Annotated in this window: 1 protein-coding gene; it reads right to left on the bottom strand. The window is 73.6% G+C overall.

Features of this window, described 5'->3' with window-relative positions; translation table 11 throughout:
* A partial coding sequence (locus KN815_RS47560; protein WP_216347985.1) for a polyketide synthase dehydratase domain-containing protein occupies positions 1–462 on the bottom strand: 462 nt, incomplete at both ends.

Genomic DNA, 462 nt, shown 5'->3' with positions numbered 1-462 from the left:
GACCAGGGCCGTACCGGGCAGCATCACGGTGTCCATGACGGCGTGATCGGCCAGCCAGGGGTGCGTACGGAGCGAGAGCCGGCCCGTGAAGAGGAAGCCCTCGGAGTCGGGCAGATCCACCGCCGCGCCCAGCAGCGGGTGATCGGCCGAGCCGAGACCGGCCGAGACCACGTCGCCCACGGCTCCGGCGGGAGCCTCCAGCCAGTAGCGCTCGCGCTGGAAGGGGTACGTCGGCAGCTCGGTGCGCCGGGCGCCGGTCCCCGCGAAGAACGCCGCCCAGTCGACTGCCACACCGCGCATATGGGCACGGGCGATGGCGGCCGTCAGGGCCTCGGCCTCGGGGCGGTCCTTGCGCAGCGCTGCGGCGAATCCGGCTGCCTCGGCGTCGGTGACGCAGTCCTGGGCCATGGCGGTGAGGACACCGTCGGGGCCGAGTTCGAGGTAGGTGGTGACGCCCTGGGC

This window comes from Streptomyces niphimycinicus (genome assembly GCF_018883605.1).
GTDB lineage: Bacteria > Actinomycetota > Actinomycetes > Streptomycetales > Streptomycetaceae > Streptomyces > Streptomyces niphimycinicus.
This window is presented reverse-complemented; position numbering and strand designations above follow the sequence as displayed.